Source organism: Desulfobacula sp. (assembly GCF_021107415.1).
Genome location: NZ_JAIOSW010000319.1, coordinates 1 through 5,328, shown reverse-complemented (window position 1 = coordinate 5,328; position 5,328 = coordinate 1). Strand labels below are relative to the sequence as shown.

Annotated in this window: 7 protein-coding genes; 2 read left to right on the top strand and 5 right to left on the bottom strand. The window is 37.9% G+C overall.

Annotated features, from left to right (window positions below):
• Positions 1-856 (top strand): serine/threonine-protein kinase (locus tag K8S13_RS16390; protein WP_291464144.1); only part of this gene is annotated, 856 nt, incomplete at its 5' end.
• Between the two features lie 17 nt (positions 857-873).
• Here the strand turns inward: K8S13_RS16390 and K8S13_RS16385 are convergent.
• The 3 genes from K8S13_RS16385 to K8S13_RS16375 all read right to left on the bottom strand — a co-directional run bounded on the left by K8S13_RS16385 (position 874) and on the right by K8S13_RS16375 (position 2,710).
• Positions 874-1,155 carry a CopG family antitoxin gene (locus K8S13_RS16385; protein ID WP_291464142.1) on the bottom strand — a complete coding sequence of 94 codons (282 nt, stop codon included), beginning with the start codon at positions 1,153-1,155 and terminating at the stop codon, positions 874-876.
• On the bottom strand, positions 1,148-1,510 hold the full coding sequence (locus K8S13_RS16380; RefSeq protein ID WP_291464140.1) for a toxin: 363 nt from the start codon (positions 1,508-1,510) through the stop codon (positions 1,148-1,150). The genes K8S13_RS16385 and K8S13_RS16380 overlap by 8 nt, the downstream gene beginning before the upstream one ends.
• Before the next feature lie 234 nt (positions 1,511-1,744).
• Entirely contained in the window at positions 1,745-2,710 is a 966-nt protein-coding gene (locus tag K8S13_RS16375) for an ABC transporter ATP-binding protein (RefSeq protein WP_291464138.1), read from the bottom strand.
• A 124-nt stretch (positions 2,711-2,834) separates the two neighbouring features.
• On the opposite strand from K8S13_RS16375, the gene K8S13_RS16370 reads away from it, so the two are divergent.
• The gene (locus K8S13_RS16370; protein WP_291464136.1) at positions 2,835-4,082 is read left to right on the top strand and encodes an FAD-binding oxidoreductase; all 1,248 of its coding nucleotides are present in this window, start codon (positions 2,835-2,837) and stop codon (positions 4,080-4,082) included.
• 105 nt (positions 4,083-4,187) lie between these two features.
• On the opposite strand, the gene K8S13_RS16365 is transcribed toward K8S13_RS16370, so the two are convergent.
• On the bottom strand, positions 4,188-4,388 hold the full coding sequence (locus tag K8S13_RS16365; protein WP_291348055.1) for a cold-shock protein: 201 nt from the start codon (positions 4,386-4,388) through the stop codon (positions 4,188-4,190).
• 187 nt (positions 4,389-4,575) lie between these two features.
• The coding region (locus K8S13_RS16360; RefSeq protein ID WP_291464134.1) for an ABC transporter ATP-binding protein at positions 4,576-5,328 on the bottom strand (753 nt) is incomplete at its 5' end.

The window sequence follows — 5,328 nt, the reverse complement described above, 5'->3', positions numbered from 1 at the left end:
GAAACACAATCAGGCAATGGATGAAGATTTTCTTGAAAACTTCAGAAAAGAAGATAAATTCATTGCTCAGCTGAACCATCCTAATATTGTACAGGTTTATGATATTGAGGAATTGTACCGAACTATTTTTATTATAATGGAATGCCTTGAAGGGGAATCTTTGGAAGCCCTTCTTGAAAGAAAAGGTGCCCTGCCGTTTTCAAGGGCACTGACCTTTTTAACGCAGGTCTGTTCCGGTCTTGCCTATGCACATGATCATAAAATTATCCATCGGGATGTAAAACCTGCAAATATTTTTATTTTAAAAGACGATCATATAAAACTTTTAGACTTTGGTCTTGCCTGCTCCCCTGGCGAAGAAGATTTTGAACAAACCGGTACTGTCCACTATATGTCTCCTGAACAAATAGAAGGAAATCCGGTTGATTTTAGATCAGACATCTATAGCCTCGGAATTATGGCATATGAGATGTTCACAGGCAAAAAACCTTTTGCCAGTGACGATTTAATGGCCTTGATGAAAATGCATACCAGCAAGGACATCCCGGACCCATCCATCCTGGTCCCTGATATTCCTGAAGCTATAAAACATTTTATCATTAAATCCTGTGCCAAATCACCCGGCAAAAGATACGACTCCATGCGGGAAATAATTGATGAATTATCAATCATTACAAAAACGCTTAAGGAAGGCATAGCAGAAAAATCAGGTTTTGAGAGGGAAATAACCGTGTTTCTTATTTCACATGGTAAAGACCAGGGCCTTGCCATAAACAAGCTTTTAGATGAATTCAGCCAGCGTGCGGAAGAGGTGGGCTTCTCCTTGAATATTGCCGGAAAAACCCAGATAATTTGATAATTAATTTAAAAAATTTATAGTACAGGATCTTTTAGAAACCCACTTGCATATTTATGAAGCACACTCCTGATTAAAGTCTGGTAAGGGATTCCTTCACGGGCTGCACGTCTTTTTAAAGCAGCAAGGTCGTTGTCAGCAATCCTTATATTTATCTTTTGATTTTTTTTTATGGTATTCCGGGCGATAGCCTGAAAATCAATACCAGACTCAGAAGGCACTAATTTGCCGCTTTCATAGGCTTCGAGAATCTCTGATTCATACTCATCAAGTAATAATTTCTTTGTTTTTTCATTCATTTTCCCCTCCAAGATATTTTTTGGTAGCTTTTCTGCTTGGAATGATTGTTTTAAGAAAAAAAATGTCTTTGTTTATTACATATGGTACTAAATAAGCATATCCTTCAACATCAATTATCATAATTTTCTGGCCTGGATATTTCTTTTTATTAGGATGATCTGTATTTATAACTACTGCCCCGGCTTCAATTTTTTGAACAATTTCCTCAAAGGTAATACCTCTTTCTTTCGCAAGAACCTCATTTTTCTCTGCATTCCATTGAAACCTACTCATGTTTACATGGTATGACAAAATAGAGACGTTGTCAATTAATATGGATATATCTGTTGGAACAAATATTGACTTATTAAGCATATTGAATGAGCACCCGGCAAATTTAAAGACTCCCTGGCAGGCAGAAAAAGGATTTTCAAGCTGCCAACACTCAGTTTTGAAGAATTTTTATTTTTCAAAGATAAAATTGAATTGTCTTCATTTTTATTTGACGATACAATCCCGCAGATTTATAAAAGCATACCCTGATATGGGAGAGCATTATTCCAATGGATAATTCCAAGGTGCGCAATGCAATGGGGTCTACCGTAGAGATCAAAAGAAAAAATGACATGCCGTTAGATGGGTTGGGTCTTTTGCGTTTTTAAGGAGTTTTGGCTCCTTTTCAAAACAAATTTTTCTCACATACTCACATCGGGTATTAAACCTGCATCCAACCGGAGGATTCTCCGCTGAAGGCACCTCTCCTTTCAAGACAATGCGGTCACGGACAGATTCAGGGTCTGGTATGGGGATAGAAGATATAAGCGCATTGGTATAAGGATGCTGTCCATTATTATAGATATCATTTGCATTAGCCATCTCAACAATTTTGCCAAGATACATGACGGCAATCCTGTCTGAGATATGTTTTACAACAGATAAATCATGAGAGATAAAAAGTAATGTCAGCGCCATTGTTTTTTGGAGCTTAAGTAAAAGATTTAAAATTTTTGATTGTACGGAAACATCCAGTGCTGAGACCGGTTCATCACAAATAATTATTTCCGGCTCCATACTGATGGCTCTTGCTATACCAATTCTCTGGCGCTGACCGCCTGAAAACTCATGGGGAAATTTAGAAAGCATGTCCGGCAAAAGACCGACACGTTTAACCAATCGATTGATTGTTGAATCAAAATTTGCCTTTTTTTTGTCATGGATAATGTATTTTTCCTCTAGTATTTGTTTAACAGTCTGTCTGGGATCCAATGATTCAAACGGATCCTGAAAAATCATTTGCAAATTTAATGCAAGTTCTTTTCTCTGCTGTGAATTGAGTTTGGAAACAACCTGACCTTTTATAATAACTTGTCCTTTCGATGGGTCATAGAGTCCCATGAGACATCTGGCCAAGGTTGTTTTACCACATCCCGATTCTCCTACAATACCAAGTGTTTCTCCCTGGTTCAGCACAAAAGAGACACCATCAAGGGCATATACCCATCCAGTACGCCTTAAAAACACGCCGCCTGTCACTGGAAAATACTTTTTAAGATTTTTTACTTCAAGAATTGCCATGCCACCCTTTATATCATGATATTCAAAATAAAATAAATATCTCATCAATTTAAATTGAAAATTAGTTAAAACCATTCTAATGTAGCCATTGTATTTTTTCCACATGACTTAAAGGATAGATATAATGGAATCAAATAATGATGTGATTATTGTTGGCGGCGGCATTATAGGTCTTGCCTGTGCCCATTATCTTATAAAGGAAAATGTATCCGTCAGAATTATTGAACAAGATCTTATCGGTTCAGGGGCATCCCATGGAAATTGCGGCCTGCTCTATTTTTCTGGGGTTATTCCCTTATGTTCACCCGGTGTTGTCAGACATGAAATTTACAGAACAATTCTTGGAACATCTTCTCTTTATATCAAACCGACTCTGGATATACCGCTCATCGCCTGGCTGATAAAATTTGCAGCACATTGCAACGCAACCCACATGAATGCGGCTTCAAAGGCTAAAAATAAAATTTTAAGATATTCTCTTGATCTTTTTGAAACTCTTTTTTCTAAACATGCCATTGAATGCAATTTTGAAAAAAAAGGAACTTTATTTTTATTTAAAAATAAAAAATACTTTGAACAATATAAATCCACCAATGCCTTTCTTGAAAATTTTGGTTTTGGAGCAAAAGCACTTGACAGGGATGAAGCTCTGCAATTGGAACCCGCAATCACTAAAGACATTGCCGGTGCCTGGTATAATGAACATGACTGGCACTTAAGACCTGAGATGTTGGTTGATTCCTGGAAAAAACTATTGATTAAAAAAGGACTCATCATTGAAGAAAAAAGTAAAATGATAGATTTTGAAATTAAACAGGGTAAAATCAGACATGTCAATACGGTAACGGGTCAGTATAAAGCAGATGCTTTTATCCTTGCAACAGGGGCCTGGGCACCTGAAATAAAGAAACAATTAAAGCTTACCCTACCGATTCAACCGGGTAAAGGATACAGCATTACCATGGAAAGGCCGGATCAGTCTTGTAAAATCCCTTGTTATTTTTATGAAAAAAATATTGTGGCAACTCCCTGGAAAACAGGCTATCGGCTTGGCGGTACCATGGAATTTTCAGGATTTACTGATGTGTTAAATAAAAAGCGGTTATCCAGACTTGTTTCAGGAGCAAAAGAATATTTAAATACCCCTGTGGGACGTCCCGCCCTTGAAGAGTGGACCGGACTTCGCCCAATGACGTATGACGACTTACCCATTATTGACAGATCCCCTTTTCAGAACAACCTGTTTATTGCTACCGGACATGGAATGCTTGGATTAACCTTGGCCACAGGTACAGGAAAAGCAATCAGCGATATGATATGCAACGGTAATGCCCAAATCAACCTTGCACCTTTTTCCATGGATCGATTTTGATTTATTGGATCTGCCAGACTATGTCTGACAGACTTTATCTGCCTGGCACTCCGAAACAAAAAAAAGGGTTTTCTATCTGTATCTTAAGAAAACCCTTTGAAAATTTTATTGAACAGTTACGTTAACTGCTGCAGGGCCTTTTTGGCCATCTTCCACATCAAAAGTAACTTTATCACCTTCATTAAGTGATTTAAAACCATTACCATTGATACCTGAATGATGAACAAATACATCGGGTCCATCTTCCTGCTCGATAAAGCCGTATCCTTTTGAATCGTTAAACCATTTTACAATCCCATTTGCCATTGTGACCTTCTCCTTACTTAAAATAAATAATATAGTTTCAAACTTAAGGACTTGCCACTTTAACAGATGGGTCTTCCCTTTAGAACGAAACTGCTAAGCCCTTATCCAAGAGGCTTTCGTTGAGTATTATTGCCTTTAATTTAAAAAATCAAGGATTATTTTAAAAATATCGCTTTTTTTTATGAATTCATGCATTTGCTAAATGGCAGGCTATTGTGTGATTTTCCCCTATATTTCGCTCTCTTGGAACTATTTTCCTACAAATATCCTCAACCAAAGGACAGCGGCCTGCGAATCTGCAACCTTCCGGCATATCCAATAATGACGGCACATTCCCCTTTATTGTTGGAAGAATTGTTTTGGGTTCTTTAGCCAGTGAAGGAATTGATGTTAACAATCCTTTAGTATAAGGATGTTTTGGATATTTAAAAAGCTCAACAACTTCTGCTCTTTCGGCAATTCTTCCCGCATACATGATAACAACATCATCACAATTTTCTGCAATAACCCCTAAATCATGGGTGATTAAAATCACAGACATTCCTGATTTTCGCTGAAGGGATTTAATTAAATCCAGAATCTGGGCCTGAACAGTTACATCCAATGCTGTTGTGGGTTCATCTGCAATAAGGATATCAGGCTCACATGCCAGTGCCATGGAGATCAGTACCCGTTGCCTCATCCCGCCTGAAAGCTGATGGGGATATTTTTTCATCACCTTATCAGGATCAGGTATACCCACTTTTTCCAGCATTTTAACAGCGGCTATTGTCATTTCCTCAAAAGACAATTCAGAAAAATGAAGCCTGTAAATTTCAATCATCTGCTTTCCGATGGAATGGACCGGGTTCAGTGCCGTCATGGGTTCCTGGAAAATCATGGAAATTTTCCTGCCCCGGATATGATGCATCGCTTTTATCGGCAGGGTGAAAATATTTTG

Bases quoted from the DNA above. Each gene is read 5' to 3' on its own strand.
- K8S13_RS16380 (WP_291464140.1), bottom strand. From the start codon at position 1,510: ATGCTTAATAAGTCAATATTTGTTCCAACAGATATATCCATATTAATT.
- K8S13_RS16385 (WP_291464142.1), bottom strand. From the start codon at position 1,155: ATGAATGAAAAAACAAAGAAATTATTACTTGATGAGTATGAATCAGAG.
- K8S13_RS16375 (WP_291464138.1), bottom strand. From the start codon at position 2,710: ATGGCAATTCTTGAAGTAAAAAATCTTAAAAAGTATTTTCCAGTGACA.
- K8S13_RS16365 (WP_291348055.1), bottom strand. From the start codon at position 4,388: ATGGCAAATGGGATTGTAAAATGGTTTAACGATTCAAAAGGATACGGC.
- K8S13_RS16370 (WP_291464136.1), top strand. From the start codon at position 2,835: ATGGAATCAAATAATGATGTGATTATTGTTGGCGGCGGCATTATAGGT.